Raw genomic sequence first — 14,139 nt, 5'->3', positions numbered from 1 at the left:
CCGTCGTCTCAGTCGGGCGGACCGAAACTGACCAGCCGCCGGTAGAGATGCCAGGTCGCATGGCCCCAGAGCGGCAGCACCACCAGCAGGCCGGCAAAGAGCGGCGCCATGGCGAGGAAGACGACGACCGCTGTGACCGCCCCCCAGCCGAGCATGACCACCGGGCTCGCCTGCACGGTCCGCACCGAAGTGATGACGGCGGTGACGATGTCGAGGTCGCGATCGAGCAGCAGCGGAAAGGAGACCACGGTGATGGAGAAGGTGAAAAGCGCCATCACCGCGCCCACGGCGGTGCCGATCGCCAGGAAGGTCCAGCCGTCGGTGGTCAGGAACAGCGCTTTGGCGAAGAGCACGGGGTCGAGGCTGGCGAAGCCGAAGAACAGCGCATAGAGCATGCGCACCTGGTACATCCAGATGATGAAGACGAAGATGGTGAGGAAGGCGAGCCAGGAGAGCTCCCGCCCGCCCTGCCGCCAGACCATGGCCAGCACCGCCCCCCAGCTCGGCCGGATGCCCTGTTCGCGCAGGCGCGACACCTGGTAGAGACCGACCGCAACGAAGGGGCCGATCAGCGCGAAACCGGCGGCGAGAGGAAACACCGCCCAGGCATAGCCGAAGCGGGCGGGCAGTATCAGCAGCGTCAGCCCGCCGAGCCAGTAGATGGCGCCGAAGAACAGACCAAAGGCCGGCGCGGCCCTCAGGTCGCCCCAGGCCGCCTCCAGCGCCGCCTTGATGTCCTCGACCGTGGCGATCTTGATCACAGGCTGCGGCGGTCGCGGCGCGATGCCCGCTGCCGATGTATCGGTCATGATGGTGCCTCCCCGCATGGCATGACGTGGCCGGCTTCGTGGCCGGCGACTTTCGGGGGGACGGGTGAGAGGATGACGCGCTCGCGCGCCGCGTCAAGCCGTTCCGTGGTTCAGCCGGCGAGACGCTGGGCCTCGCGCAGCGGCCAGGAGGTCACGCCGGCAAGGCCCTTGCAGGCCGCGGCATAGTCCCGCTTGAGCCGCGCGATGAACTCGCCGGCGCTCTCCACCGCCTTGACGGCGCCGATGCCCTGGCCCGAACCCCAGATGTCGCGCCAGGCCTTGCTCTTCTCCGAGCCACCCGAGCCAAAGCTCATCTTGGAGGGATCGCTCTCCGGCAGGTTGTCCGGGTCGAGACCGGCATTGACGATGGAAGCGCGCAGGTAATTGCCGTGCACGCCGGTGAACAGGTTCGAATAGACGATGTCGCCGGCGGTCCCGTCGACGATCGCCTGCTTGTAGGCCTCCGTCGCATTGGCCTCCTTCGTGGCGATGAAGGCCGAGCCGATATAGCCGAGATCGGCCCCCATCGCCTGGGCCGCGAGGATGGCACGGCCCGTCGCGATGGCGCCCGACAGCACCAGCGGCCCCTGGAAGAACTCACGGATCTCCTGGATCAGGGCGATGGGGGAGAGCGTGCCGGCATGGCCACCGGCCCCGGCGGCCACGGCGATGAGCCCGTCGGCGCCCTTCTCCAGCGCCTTCCTGGCATGGGTGATGTTGATGATGTCGTGCAGCGTGATGCCGCCATAGGAATGGATCGCGTCGTTCAGTTCCGGGCGCGCGCCGAGCGAGGTGATGACCACCGGCACCTTGTATTTCACGCACATCTCGACATCGTGCATGAGCCGGTCGTTGGACTTGTGGACGATCTGGTTGACCGCGAAGGGCGCCGATGGCGCATGCGGGTTGGCCTCGTCATAGGCGCCCAGTTCCTCGGTGATTCGCTTGAGCCAGTCCTCCAGCACCGGGCCCGGCCGCGCGTTCAGCGCCGGGAAGGAGCCGACGATGCCGGCCTTGCACTGGGCGATGACGAGGTCGGGGTTCGACACGATGAACAGCGGCGACCCGATGGCCGGGAGCTGCAGGCGGCTGGCGAGCGAAGCGGGAAGCGACATGGGGAGCGTTCCGGGGCCAATTGTTTCGTGACGTGTATCGACACGTCGCATCAAAGCCGATCGGATCGCCTTGCGGAAGCCCTCCCGGTCGGCGGATGGCGTGACGCAGCTAGAGGTCGAGCATCGCCGGGCGCCCGCGCGATGGGCCCGCCGGGCGTGCATCCAGCCCGTCGAGGAAGGCGCGCGCCTCAGTCAGGATCTGCACCTTGCGGCCGCTCTCCATGCCTTCCCAGGTCCGGTAGGGCATGGCCATCCGCGGATTGCCGCTGAGCGTGCCGGCATTCTCGGCGATGAAGCGCCAGTAAAGCAGGTTGAACGGGCAGGCCCCCTTGCCGATCTTCACCTTCGGATCATAGGCACAGCCCGCGCAATAATCGGACATCCGGTCGATATAGGCGCCCGACGCGGCATAGGGCTTGGAGGCGAGGAGCCCGCCATCGGCGAACATCACCATGCCGTGGACATTGGGCAGTTCCACCCACTCGAAGGCATCGACATAGACGGCGAGATACCAGGCCTCCACCTCCGCCGGCCGGATGCCGGCGAGAAGGGCGAAATTGCCGGTGACCATCAGCCGCTGGATATGGTGGGCATAGGCGTTGCGGCGGGTGTCGCCGACCACCTCGGCCAGACAGGCGAGATCGGTCTCTCCGGACCAGTAGAACCAGGGCAGCGGACGCGTGGCGTTCAGCGCATTCGTCTCGGCATAGGCGGGCATCTGGTGCCAGTAGATGCCGCGGACATATTCGCGCCAGCCGAGGATCTGGCGGATGAACCCCTCGACGGCATTGAGCGGAGCGGTGCCGCGGCGCCAGGCCGTCTCGGCCGCCAGACAGACCTCCCGGGCCGTCAGCAGTCCGACATTCAGATAGGGCGAGAGAAGACCGTGATAGAGGAAGGGCTCGCCGCGCTTCATCGCGTCCTGCACGTCGCCGAAGGCCGGCAGCGCCTCGGCGATGAAATGATCGAGCGCCATGAGGGCATCCGCCCGCGTCACCGCCCAGCCGAAAGCTTCGAGGTCGCCGAAATGACCGGCGAAACGCGTGCTCACCAGATCCATCACCGCCCGGGTGATCGCGTCCGGTGCGAAACGCAGGCGCCGCGGCAGCCGCGCGTCCTTCGGCAGGGCCTTGCGGTTCTCGGCGTCATAGTTCCATTGCCCGCCGGCGGGCTGGCCGCCCTCCATCAGCAGCCCCGTCTCGCGCCGCATCTCGCGATAGAAGAACTCCATGCGGAATGCTTTGCGCCCCTCGGCCCAGCGGGCGAAGCGGCCGCGCGGGCAAAAGAACCGGTCGTCCTCGCGGATCTCGACCGGCAGCCCGGTCGCCGCGGCCCAATCCTCCATCATGGCGCGTACCCGCCACTCGCCGGGCTCGGTCACCACGATGCGGTCGACGGCATGACGCGTCAGCGCCCGCATCAACTCGCTGGTGAAGCTGCCGCCATTGGCCGGGTCGTCGAGCCGCACATAATCGACGTTGATCCCCTCCCCCCGCAGCGCCTCGGCGAAATGCCGCATCGCTGCGAGGATGAAGACGATCTTCTGCTTGTGATGCGGGACATAGGTTGTCTCCGCCGCCACCTCCACCATGAGCACGACGTCGCCGGCCGCGTCCAAGCCGTCGAGGGCGGCGACGTCACGCGACAGATGGTCCCCGAGAACGAGGCGCAGCGTCGGCAAGACCGGCCTCAGCCCTTGGTGCGCAGCATGGAGCGGCCACCATCGACGCCGATGATCTGGCCGGTGATCCAGCCCGCTTCGGCGTCGAGCAGAAGTGCACCGAGCGCCGCCACGTCGTCCGGCTCGCCGAGCCGCGGGACCGCATGCAGCGCGGCGATGGCATTGGCCATGGTCTCCGACCCGGTCAGCGCCTTGGCCAGGGGCGTCCGCGTCAGCGAGGGCGCGACGCAATTGACGCGAATCTTCGGGGCGAGTTCGGCGGCGAGCGCCACGGTCAGGCCTTCCACCGCACCCTTGGCCATGGAGACGGAGGCATGGGCGGCAAAGCCCTGGGCCACCGCCACGGTCGAGACGAGAAGGATCGCAGCCGTCGGCCCGTCATGGGCCTTGAGGGCCGGGAGGCTCGCCTGGACGGCACGCACGGCACCGAGGGCGTTGATCTCGAAGTCGCGGGTGAAATCGGCATCGGTGAGACGCGCCACGGGCTTCAGGTTGATCGAGCCGACGCAATAGGCAAGGCCCGCGAGCCTGTCGCCGGCCTCGGCCGCGGCTGCCGCGATGCTGGCGCGATCGGCGACGTCGGCCACCGAGAAGCTCGCGCCGATCTCGGTTGCCAGCGCGACCAGGCGTTCACGGTCGCGCGCCACCAGGTGAACCCGATGCCCGCGGCCGTGCAGCCGGCGCGCCAGCGCCGATCCGATGCCGCCCGAGCCGCCGTAGATGAGGAAGGTATCCGCCATGATGCCGCTGTTCCGCTGCCGGCATTGTGGCCGGTCATCGTGATACGGCGGGCACCGGGCGGCGGTTCAGGGACGGATGCGCGATGGCGAAGATGATCCGCAAGGCAGACCTGCCGCAGAAGACCTGCGCGACCTGCGGGCGCCCCTTCGCCTGGCGCAAGAAATGGGAACGGGTCTGGCACGAGGTCCGCTATTGCTCCGACCGCTGCCGCGCGGCCCGGCCGAAGCAGGCCGGCTAGCCAAGGGCGCTGCCGACGGGCGATCCGGACGGATCAGCCGTAGCGGGCCTCGTAGCGCGCCTCGCCCTGCGGCGGCGGCGGGATGGCATGGCCCTCGTCGGCATACTGGTTCAGCTTGTTGCGCAGCGTGCGGATGGAGATGCCGAGGATATTGGCCGCATGGGTGCGGTTGCCGAGCGTATGGCCGAGCGTGTCGAGGATGAGGTCGCGCTCGACATCGGCGACGGTGCGGCCGACGAGACCGCGTGTCACCGCCTCCGCCGCGATCGCCGCCTGCGCCGCCACCTGATCGGGACCGCGGCGCTCGTCGAGCCGCGCGCCGTCAGGCGAGCGGATGGCGTCGACGCCGATCTCGGGGCCCGTCGAGAGCAGCACGGCGCGGTGCAGCGTGTTCTCGAGTTCGCGCACATTGCCCGGCCAGCGGGCCACCGTGAGCTGGCGTCGGGCCTCCGCCGAGAGCAGCTTGGGTGCCATGCCGTTGGCTTCGGCATATTTCTTGGCGAAATGCCCGGCGAGTTCGAGGATGTCGGCCGGCCGCTCGCGCAGCGGCGGGAGTTTCAGGTTCACGACATTGAGCCGGTAGAGCAGATCCTCGCGGAACGTGCCCTTGCGCACCTCGTCCGCCAGCGTGCGGTTGGAGGTCGCGAGAATGCGGATGTCGACCGGCACCGGGCGGTTGCCGCCGACACGGTCAATGACCCGCTCCTGGATGGCGCGCAGGAGCTTGGACTGCAGGCGGATGTCCATCTCAGAGATTTCGTCGAGAAGCAGCGTGCCGCCATTGGCCTCCTCGAACTTGCCGATGCGGCGGGCCACGGCGCCGGTAAAGGCGCCCTTCTCGTGGCCAAAGAGTTCGCTCTCCAGCAGATTGTCGGGAATGGCGGCGCAGTTCACCGCCACGAAGGGCGCCTTCGCCCGGTTCGACTTGGTGTGGACATAGCGGGCCAGCACCTCCTTGCCGGTGCCGCTCTCGCCGGTGATCAGGATGGAGGCATCCGAGCCCGCCACCTGATTGGCGAGCTGGACGACGCGCGCCATGGATTCGTCGCGGTAGATGAGCTGCTTGGCGTCGTCGGCGACCGCCGCCAGCACCGCGGCGATGAGTTCCGGGTCGGGCGGCAGCGGGATGTACTCTTTGGCACCCGCATGGATCGCCGCCACCGCCGCGCGGGCGTCGTTCGAGGTCCCGCAGGCGACGATCGGCACCGCGATCATCTCGTCGGCGAAGGCCTGGACGAGCGCCCTGACGTCCATCGTCACTTCGACCATGACAAGGTCGGCCCCCTTCGCGCGCATGACGCGCAAGGCCGTCTCGATGTCTTCGGCATTGGTGACGGCCGCACCCTTGTCCACCGCCATCTTGGTGGCGATGGAAAGCTGGCCCTTGAGTGTTCCGACGATCAGGAGGCGCATCGTTCGGTTTCCTTCAGCGCTCGGCTTTGATGATTTCGGTCATGGTGACGCCGAGGCGGTCCTCGACGAGAACCACTTCGCCACGCGCGACGAGACGATCGTTCACATAGATATCGATGGCCTCGCCGACCTTGCGGTCGAGTTCGAGAACCGTGCCCGGGCCGAGCTTGAGGAGTTCGCCGACATCCAGCCGCGAGCGGCCGAGGACGGCGGAGACATTGACCGGCACGTCGAAGACGGCTTCCAGATCCGCGGCGTCCTTGGAACTGTTGTCGGCGCCCTCGTCCACCTCCATGCCGGCATTGCTGCCGGGCACCACGTCCATGCCGTCATTCTCGAGATCGGGCAGCGGCATGCCGGTTTCGGTCGGGTTGGTCATGACAGGGCCTCGGCGGTACCGGAAGTGGAGGCGATATAGCGGCCGACCGCCTCGGCGATGCGGCGGGCGGTCTCGTCACGGTCGAGCATGACGCCGCCGCTCGACCATTCGATGCGGCAGTCGCCAAGCGGGACGCCCGGTTCGGCGAGGATCACCAGGCGCCCGTCGAAGCCGCGCTCGGCGGCGAGCCTTGTCAGTTCTGTGCGGGCGTCCTCAAGCAGTTCGTCGCTGACGCGGACGACCAGATGCGGCGCGCTGCGCAGATTGGCGAAGCAGTCGGACACGAGATCGCGGATGGCGACCAGCGGCTCGCGGGCGACGAGAGCCTCGGACAATTTCCGTGCGACCGCCACCGCGATGTCGATGGCCTCTGCCTCCAGCCGCCCCTCCAGGGCGGTCAGCGCGGCAGCGGCGACGGTCAGCCGGTCACCGAGATCGCCGAGGGCGATGGCGCGCTGGCGCTCGACCGAGGCCATGGCCCTGGTCTCGCCGGCGATGAACCCGGCCGCCTCGCCTTCCTGGCGCGCCAGCGCGACCAGCTGCTGGTGTTCGGACAGCGCGATCCGCGGCTCGGCGGCGCGCTTGGCCTCCTGCCCGAACTCCGTCTCGAAGAGATATTTGACCGGTGCTGCCACGTTCATGCCCTCAGAAGACCAGTTCGTCGTCGGCACGATTCTTGGAGATCATGATCTCGCCCTTGGCGGCCAGATCCTTGGCGAGGTTGACGAGAACGCCCTGCGCCTCGTCCACGTCCTTGAGGCGCATCGGTCCGAGCGCCTGCATGTCGTCCTGCAGCATCTTGGCGGCGCGGGTCGACATCTGCGCCAGGAAGAAGTCGCGCATCGTCTGGCTGGCACCCTTGAGGGCAATGGCCAGCTTGTCCTTCTCGACCTGGCGGACCAGCGTCTGGGCCGAACCGGCATCGAGTTTGGCGAGGTCGTCGAAGGTGAACATCAGGCTCTTGATGCGCTCGGCCGAGTCGCGGCTCTGCTCTTCCAGGGCGGTGATGAAACGCGTCTCGGTCTGCCGGTCGAAGGAGTTGAAGATCTCCGCCATGGCCTCGTGGCTGTCGCGGCGGGAGGTCTGCGACAGGTTCGACATGAACTCGGTGCGCAGCGTCTGTTCGATGCGCTCGAGGACGTCCTTCTGGATCGCCTCCATCTTGAGCATGCGACCGACGACATCGAGGGCGAATTCCTCCGGCAGGATGGCGAGGACCCGGCCGGCATGTTCCGGCTTGATCTTTGACAGCACCACCGCAACCGTCTGCGGATACTCGTTCTTCAGGTAGTTGGCGAGCACCTGCTCCTGCACGTTGGAGAGCTTCTCCCACATGTTGCGGCCGGCAGGTCCGCGGATCTCCTCCATCAGGCTGGCGACGCGGTCCGACGGCATGAATTGCGAGAGAAGGCGTTCGGTCGCGTCGAAATTGCCCATCAGGCCGCCGGCGGCCGACAGACGGCCGACGAATTCGAGCATCAGGCTTTCCACGACGTCCGGCTCGACCGTGCCGAGCTGCGACATGGCGATCGACAGGACGCGGATCTCGTCGTCGTCGAGCAGTTTCCAGATCCGGGCGGAGACCTTGTCGCCCAGCGTCAGCATCAGGATGGCGGCGCGCTGGTGGCCATTCAGCCCCTTGGCGGCGAGCGTGTTGACGCGGCCCTCAGCGGACAGGGCGGCGAGGGCCTTGCCGAATTCCGCGTCGCGTTCCATCTGGGCGATGGTCATTTCGGTTCCCCGTCATTCAGCCACTGGCGGATGATCGACACCGTCTCGTGCGGGTTCTTTTCGACCAGTTCGCCGACCTTCGCGAGCGAGGCCTGGTGCACCTCGCCCTTGATCTGGGCGATCTCGATCATCTTCATCGTGGGGCTCTCGGCGGTCGGCGCCAGCGGCGGCGCCTTGACCGCTACCGTGCCGTCGCCGCGTTCACCGGTCTCGCCCCCCGCGGCGGCCTCGGTCCGCACCGCGGCGTTGCCGGTGCTGCCGGCCGGCAGGGCCGCCGTTGGCGTCTCCTCCGGCGCCACGATGCGGCGGAGCAGCGGGCGGACGACGAAGAGCATGACCAGCAGCGACACGAGCAGCAGCACGACGAGCTCGATGGCGTAGCGGATGTCCTCCTTGGTGAAGTCATAGACCATCCACCAGGGCCGCTCGGCCTCGGGCGCAGCCAGCTGCGGCGCCTCGGCGAAGCGCAGGTTGACGATCTCCACCTGATCGCCGCGGCGCTGGTCGAAGCCGATGGCCGAACGGACCAGCGCGCCGATCCGCTCCAGCTCCTCCGCCGACCGGGGCTGATAGTTGACGTTGCCCTGGGCGTCGCGGGCATAGATGCCGTCAACCAGAACCGCCACGGACACGCGCCTGATGCGACCGCCCTCGATCACCTCGGTGCGCTGGGTGCGGGCGATCTCGTAATTGACCGTTTCCTCGGTCTTGCGGCTCGCCTCGCGCGATGGATTGGCGCCGGCGCCGGTCTGGTTGGCGCCGGGAAGCTCGTTGCCGACCGTCACCTGCCCGTCGCCACGACCCTCGTTGGAGCTGGACTGTTCCTCGCGCGTCTGGGTCGAGCGGACCACGCGGCGCTCCGGGTCGAAATCGTCGGAAGTCTGCGTGACCCTGTTGAAGTCCATGTCGGCGGCAACCTGGACGCGGGCCCGGCCGGGACCGACGACCGAGGCGATGATGCTCTCGACCTGCTCGCGCAGGCGGCGCTCCTGGCCGGCCTTCCGCTCGTCGACCGTGGACCCCATCATGCCCGTGGCATCGCCTGCCCCGTCGGCGAGGAGCCGGCCGCCCTCGTCGACGATGGAGATGCGCTGCGGCGACAGGCCCCTGACCGCCGAGGCGACGAGATGGCGCACCGCGCGGATCTGCTGCGGCTCCAGCCCGCCGCGCACTCGGAGAACGATGGAGGCGGAGGGCTCGCTCCGCTCGCGCGAGAACAGGGCGCGCTCGGGCAGAACCAGGTGGACGCGCGCCGACTGCACCCGCTCGATGCCGCGAATGGTCCGGGCGAGCTCGCCTTCCAGCGCCCGCAGCTGGTTCATGTTCTGGACGAAGGAGGTGGAGGAGAGCGCGTCGCCCTTGTCGAAAATCTCGTAGCCGACACCGCCGCCGCGCGGCATCCCGCCCTCGGCGAGCTGAAGGCGGACCCGGGCGACCTGTTCCTGCGGGACGAAGACCTGCGCGCCATCGTTGCGCAGCTGGAACTTTACCTGCCGGCGCTCCAGTTCCTTCACGACCTGCGCCGAATCCTCCAGCGTGAGATCGGAGAAGAGCAGCGCCATCTGCGGCTGGCTCATCCTGAGGATGATGTAGACGAAGAACCCGACCAGGCCGAGCGAGACCGCCCCCATCGCCGCGAGGCGGGGCGCTCCCAGCTTCTTCATGAACTCCATCATGCCGTTCAAGACGCCACCAGCCATCCGGTCCCAGGCGACGCGGCCTGCCGCCGTTCGCTGGGCAAGATTTGCCGGGTGGGTGGTTACCGGATGGTTAACGCGGCCGTGCGTTTTGGGGCGGACTGACGATTTTACCGCAGCGAGCGCAGGACGAGCCCGATTCCGCCGGCTGTCAGGCCGAGCATCATCAGTGTGTTGAAGAGGCTGGTGGGCACGAAATAGATGGTCAGGTTGACCAGGATACCGGCGGCGATGATGACCACGCCGGCGAAAAGGAGCAGGAACCCGAAGCGCGACGAGCCGTCGAAGAACAGCATGCCGATGCCGAAAAGAATGGGCACAAGCGACAGGCCGAAGGCCGAATAGCCGCCCAGAGTCCACGATCCCCCATGGACGGAGACCTGGTTGGTCAAGAGATAGGCCCCGGCGACCGTCATGCCGAGGCCGACGAAGAAGGGGATCAGGCCACCGGGCGTGCCGCCGGCGCCGGACAGACGGAAATCGGCCATCGCGGGCTCCATGAGAGGGCAGCGTCGCCCGTCCAGAGCTTTGCCATTCCTCCAGGCCGGGAACAAGCGCCGGCGCAGCGCCGCCGGGTAACCTCCCGTTAACCATCTGCCCGGCAATTCTTGCCCAGGACGATTCAGCGAATCCGCGCGTGTTTGCGGCCGGGGACCGGGCATGAGCGATACGGCATTAGCCGACAGACAGCGCGCAACGGCCAGTGGCATGTCGGTTGGCCAGATGACCGGCTGGCTGCGCCGTCCCGACCTGTGGATGGCCGTCGGCGTCATCGGCATCCTGGTCATCCTGATCTTCCCGCTGCCGGCGATCGTCCTCGATCTGATGCTGGCGGTATCGATCATCTCCTCGGTCATGATCCTCATGACCGCGCTGTTCATCCACAAGCCGCTGGAATTCTCGTCCTTCCCGACCGTGCTGCTCATCGCCACGATGCTGCGGCTGGCGCTGAATCTGGCCTCGACCCGCCTGATCCTGTCGCATGGACACGAGGGCACCGCCGCTGCCGGCCATGTCATCGAGGCCTTCGGCAATTTCGTGATGGGCGGCTCCTTCGTCATCGGCATCATCGTCTTCGCCATCCTGGTGATCGTGAACTTCATCGTCATCACCAAGGGCTCGGGCCGCATTGCCGAGGTCGCGGCGCGCTTCTCTCTCGACGCCATGCCCGGCAAGCAGATGGCGATCGACGCCGATCTCTCCGCCGGCCTGATCGACGAGCAGACCGCCAAGACACGCCGCAAGGATCTGGAAGACGAGAGCGCCTTCTACGGCGCCATGGACGGTGCCTCGAAATTCGTGAAGGGCGACGCCATCGCCGGCCTGCTCATCACCTTCATCAACATCATCGCCGGCCTCATCATCGGCGTCGCCCAGCAGGGCATGCCCTTCCTCGAGGCGGCGCGGACCTACACGATCCTCACCGTCGGCGACGGCCTGGTCAGCCAGATCCCTGCCCTCATCATCTCGACCTCCGCCGGCCTCCTGGTGTCCAAGGCGGGCGTCCAGGGCTCCGCCGACCAGGCGATGCTGAAACAGCTGACCGGCTATCCGAAGGCGCTGGGTCTTTCGGCCGGCGTCATGGGCGCCATGGCGCTCCTGCCGGGCATCCCCTTCCTGCCCTTCGCCAGCCTCGCGGCCCTGGCGGGCTGGGCCGCCTATTCGCTCAGCGAGGAATCCAAGCGCATCGCCCGGGACGCGGATGTCGCCCAGGCCGCCGAGGTGGCGGCAGCCGCCGCACCCCCGGCGGAGGAGCCGATGTCCTCCGTCCTGAAGATCGATGACCTGAAGATCGAGCTCGGCTACGGCCTGCTGCCGCTCGTCCAGTCGGAAGGGGGTTCGGACCGCCTGACCGACCAGATCAAGGCGCTGCGCCGCCAGCTCGCCTCCGACATGGGCTTTGTCATGCCCTCGGTGCGCATCCTCGACAATGTGCAGCTGCCGCCCAACCAGTACATCATCCGCGTCAAGGAGGTGGATGCCGGCCAGGGCCAGATCTGGCCGATGCAGTTCATGGTCATGGACCCGGCCGGCGGCCAGGTCGACCTCCCGGGCGTCCACACGACCGAGCCAACCTTCGGGCTGCCGGCGACCTGGGTCGATGCGGCGCTGAAGGAAGAGGCGAGCGTGCGCGGCTACACGGTGGTCGATGCCGCGACCGTGCTGTCGACGCACCTCACCGAGATCCTCAAGGCCAATGTCTCCGACCTCCTCAGCTATACCGAGGTGCAGAAGCTGATGAAGGAGATGCCCAAGGACCAGGGCGACCTCATCAAGGATCTGGTGCCCGGCCAGATCACCATTTCCGGCATCCAGCGTGTCCTGCAGACGCTTCTGGCGGAGCGCGTCTCCATCCGCGACCTGCCGACCATCCTCGAGGGCATCGCCGAAGCGGTCGCCTTCACCCGGTCACCGGCCCAGATCGCCGAGCACGTGCGTTCGCGCCTCGCCCGCCAGCTCTGCGCCCAATATGCCGGTTATGACGGCGGCCTCGCCCTCATCGCCCTGTCGCCCACCTGGGAACAGGCCTTTGCCGATTCCATCGTCGGCCAGGGCGACGACCGCCAGCTGGCCATGCAGCCGTCCAAACTGTCGGAATTCATCATGCTGGTGCGCGATTCCTTCGAGGATGCCGCACGCATGGGCGAGGCGCCGGTCCTGCTCACCAGCCCCGGAATCCGGCCCTTCGTGCGCTCCATCGTCGAGCGCTTCCGCGCCCAGACGCCGGTCCTCAGCCAGGCGGAGATCCATCCGCGCGTCCGCCTGAAGACGGTGGGCAGTGTCTGACGGCGCCCCACGCCGGGACGCTCGGTTAACCCTGCCTTCATCCTTTCATCGACGTCCGGCCGCCCTGCGCTAGAACAGACGACGGACGGGGTCTGTCCCATCGGGGCGAGGCTTTGCGATGAGGTTCCACATGTCTCCAGCCAGGGCTGTTCTGGCCACCATCACCGTCAATTTCGTTGTCTGGACGCTGATCATCGCCGCCGGCGTCCATTACCTGATCTGACGGCAGTCACCGCCACGACAGAGGGCCCCGGCATCGACAGCCGGGGCCCTCTGCGTTGCAGGGCAATCCTCATGTGGCCGGCGGTTTTCCGTCGGGCGTGCTGGCGATCTCGCCGCGCTTGACGCGGTCGGCATGGGCCGTGGTTCCGCCGGCAGCCAGCACCCTGGCCTGGCCGATCCAGTCCTCGCGCTCGATGCGGCCGGGGAAGGCGAGATAGCCGCCGACCCACTGGGCCTCCTTCGCCGTCCAGGCGGCGATCTGGTCGAAATGGTAGATCCCGAGCGCATGGAGGCGCGCCTCGTTCTGCGGTCCGATGCCGCGGATCAGTTCGAGTTCGTCGGCCTTGCCGGAGCGTGGCGCGACGACGCCCTGCGGCTTGCTGCCCTGGGCCATGGCCTCGGACGCCGCCAGGGCGCTGGCCGTCGCCGGGGGCGATGCGGCAGCCGCCGAGCCGGCCACCGCCTTGACAGCCGCGGTGCCTGCAGCCAAGGCCTGCCCCGCCGCAGCCAGGGGCTGCAGGGGATCTGCGACCTCCTCGGCCTTGTCGGTGAAGACGCGGGCGAAGGCACCGACGAGACATCCGAGGAGATAGGCGGCACCGAACAGCACCACCGTGTCGAGCCACAGGCCGGGGCGGCCCGGCAACCAGTTCAGGGCCGCAGCCACCACCATGAGCGCGAAGACCGTCATGGCAAGCGCGGCCCATGGGCTCGGCCCCTGATCCTCCCGGTCGGAGGTAACCCAACCGACGGCGAGACCACCGGCGAGGGCGAGGAGCAGGGGAGCGGCGAAGGTCTGGACGAGATACAGCATCACCCTCTCCTCAATTGCGCGGCAGGACGTGGAACTCGACCCGGCGGTTGAGGGCCCGGCCCTCCTCCGAGTCGTTCGGGGCGACGGGCCGGTTCGCAGCATGGCCGACCACGACCAGCGCCGATGCCTCGACGCCGCGCCGCACGAGTTCGGCGCGCATCACCCCGGCGCGATCCTCGGAGAGCTTCTGGTTCTGCCCCGTCCAGTTGTGGCTGTCGGTATGACCCGCCACCTCGATCCGCGCCCCGGCGCCGCAGCGCTTGATTCCGGCAGCGAGACGGTCGAGCACCGGTCCGTGCTCGGCGCGCTGTTCGGCCTTCCAGTAGTCGAAGAGGATGCGGTCGCCCTCGAGCGCGGTCTGGATGATCGTCGCGCAGTCGGGCGGCGGCAGCCAAACCGGGGCGGGGGCGGGGGGCGGCGGCATCGCGGCCGGCACCGGCGGCGGGGCTGCCGCAGAACCGGCGGCGGAGGCAGCCGTTGTCCCGGCAGCGCCCGAGCCGGCGGCCGACGAG

General features: G+C 68.1%; 14 protein-coding genes. 2 read left to right on the top strand and 12 right to left on the bottom strand.

Going from position 1 to position 14,139, the window contains the following annotated elements; all coding sequences use genetic code 11:
• Positions 1–8 precede the first annotated feature (8 nt).
• The 4 genes from Q0C57_RS16775 to Q0C57_RS16760 all read right to left on the bottom strand — a co-directional run bounded on the left by Q0C57_RS16775 (position 9) and on the right by Q0C57_RS16760 (position 4,345).
• Positions 9–809 carry a DUF2189 domain-containing protein gene (locus tag Q0C57_RS16775; protein ID WP_296577834.1) on the bottom strand — a complete coding sequence of 267 codons (801 nt, stop codon included), beginning with the start codon at positions 807–809 and terminating at the stop codon, positions 9–11.
• A gap of 110 nt (positions 810–919) precedes the next feature.
• Complete coding sequence (locus Q0C57_RS16770) at positions 920–1,924, bottom strand: nitronate monooxygenase family protein (protein ID WP_296577832.1); 1,005 nt, start codon at positions 1,922–1,924, stop codon at positions 920–922.
• Positions 1,925–2,033: 109 nt separating this feature from the next.
• On the bottom strand, positions 2,034–3,605 hold the full coding sequence (locus Q0C57_RS16765; RefSeq protein ID WP_296577830.1) for a cryptochrome/photolyase family protein: 1,572 nt from the start codon (positions 3,603–3,605) through the stop codon (positions 2,034–2,036).
• 8 nt (positions 3,606–3,613) lie between these two features.
• Positions 3,614–4,345, bottom strand: coding sequence for an SDR family oxidoreductase (locus tag Q0C57_RS16760; RefSeq protein ID WP_296577829.1), 732 nt, complete (start codon positions 4,343–4,345; stop codon positions 3,614–3,616).
• An 83-nt stretch (positions 4,346–4,428) separates the two neighbouring features.
• Between Q0C57_RS16760 and Q0C57_RS16755 the strand changes: the two genes are divergently transcribed.
• Positions 4,429–4,584: a DUF2256 domain-containing protein gene (locus Q0C57_RS16755; RefSeq protein ID WP_296577827.1), complete on the top strand. Its 156-nt coding sequence runs from the start codon at positions 4,429–4,431 to the stop codon at positions 4,582–4,584.
• A 33-nt stretch (positions 4,585–4,617) separates the two neighbouring features.
• On the opposite strand, the gene Q0C57_RS16750 is transcribed toward Q0C57_RS16755, so the two are convergent.
• From Q0C57_RS16750 to Q0C57_RS16725, 6 genes are all read right to left on the bottom strand, one after another.
• On the bottom strand, positions 4,618–5,997 hold the full coding sequence (locus Q0C57_RS16750) for a sigma-54 dependent transcriptional regulator (RefSeq protein ID WP_296577825.1): 1,380 nt from the start codon (positions 5,995–5,997) through the stop codon (positions 4,618–4,620).
• Between the two features lie 13 nt (positions 5,998–6,010).
• Positions 6,011–6,322, bottom strand: coding sequence for a flagellar motor switch protein FliN (gene fliN / locus Q0C57_RS16745; protein ID WP_296577918.1), 312 nt, complete (start codon positions 6,320–6,322; stop codon positions 6,011–6,013).
• Positions 6,323–6,372: 50 nt separating this feature from the next.
• Positions 6,373–7,011 carry a FliH/SctL family protein gene (locus tag Q0C57_RS16740; protein ID WP_296577823.1) on the bottom strand — a complete coding sequence of 213 codons (639 nt, stop codon included), beginning with the start codon at positions 7,009–7,011 and terminating at the stop codon, positions 6,373–6,375.
• Positions 7,012–7,021: 10 nt separating this feature from the next.
• Positions 7,022–8,107, bottom strand: coding sequence for a flagellar motor switch protein FliG (gene fliG / locus Q0C57_RS16735; protein WP_296577822.1), 1,086 nt, complete (start codon positions 8,105–8,107; stop codon positions 7,022–7,024).
• Positions 8,104–9,792, bottom strand: coding sequence for a flagellar basal-body MS-ring/collar protein FliF (gene fliF, locus Q0C57_RS16730; RefSeq protein WP_296577916.1), 1,689 nt, complete (start codon positions 9,790–9,792; stop codon positions 8,104–8,106). Before fliF ends, fliG begins: the two co-directional genes overlap by 4 nt.
• Before the next feature lie 122 nt (positions 9,793–9,914).
• Positions 9,915–10,292 (bottom strand): hypothetical protein, encoded by a 378-nt coding sequence (locus Q0C57_RS16725; protein ID WP_296577820.1) that lies wholly within the window; start codon positions 10,290–10,292, stop codon positions 9,915–9,917.
• 235 nt (positions 10,293–10,527) lie between these two features.
• Between Q0C57_RS16725 and flhA the strand changes: the two genes are divergently transcribed.
• On the top strand, positions 10,528–12,591 hold the full coding sequence (flhA, locus tag Q0C57_RS16720; protein WP_296577818.1) for a flagellar biosynthesis protein FlhA: 2,064 nt from the start codon (positions 10,528–10,530) through the stop codon (positions 12,589–12,591).
• A 292-nt stretch (positions 12,592–12,883) separates the two neighbouring features.
• Here flhA and Q0C57_RS21150 read toward each other — a convergent pair whose 3' ends face one another.
• Positions 12,884–13,627, bottom strand: coding sequence for a hypothetical protein (locus Q0C57_RS21150; protein WP_366937844.1), 744 nt, complete (start codon positions 13,625–13,627; stop codon positions 12,884–12,886).
• 10 nt (positions 13,628–13,637) lie between these two features.
• Positions 13,638–14,139 (bottom strand): OmpA family protein (locus Q0C57_RS16710; protein WP_296577817.1); only part of this gene is annotated, 502 nt, incomplete at its 5' end.

This window comes from Phreatobacter sp. (assembly GCF_022843985.1).
Taxonomy (GTDB): domain Bacteria; phylum Pseudomonadota; class Alphaproteobacteria; order Rhizobiales; family Phreatobacteraceae; genus Phreatobacter.
The sequence above is the reverse complement of the archived record's forward strand: the minus strand, read 5'-3'. Positions and strand labels throughout refer to the sequence as shown.